The sequence below is a fragment of the Psychroflexus sp. MES1-P1E genome, assembly GCF_002836055.1.
Taxonomy (GTDB): domain Bacteria; phylum Bacteroidota; class Bacteroidia; order Flavobacteriales; family Flavobacteriaceae; genus Psychroflexus.
The window spans coordinates 1-259 of record NZ_PJBS01000065.1; the positions used below are offsets into that span (position 1 = coordinate 1).

General features: G+C 32.4%; 1 protein-coding gene. It reads right to left on the bottom strand.

Annotated features, from left to right (window positions below):
* Nucleotides 1–259, bottom strand: a 259-nt coding sequence (locus tag CXF67_RS00345; protein ID WP_145990333.1) for a transposase, incomplete at both ends; no start/stop codon positions are given.

Consider the following 259-nt stretch of genomic DNA (forward strand, 5'->3'; position numbering starts at 1 on the left):
CCATTTACACTAGATCCACTTTGCCTAATTATAGGGGTTAATCCTGCATAACTGCATAACTCACTGCCACTTTTAAAACGATCGAATCCATCAGTTAAAACCACTAACATTAAGGATGTTTTCTTTCCTATTCCTGGAATACTTTTCAAACGTGTTAAAACATCTTTATGCACTTCATTTACCAACAATAAAAGCTTTTCTTCTATAGTGTCTATTTCTTTTTTGAGTTGTCTTAAACTCCTTTTTAAGGAAGTAACAA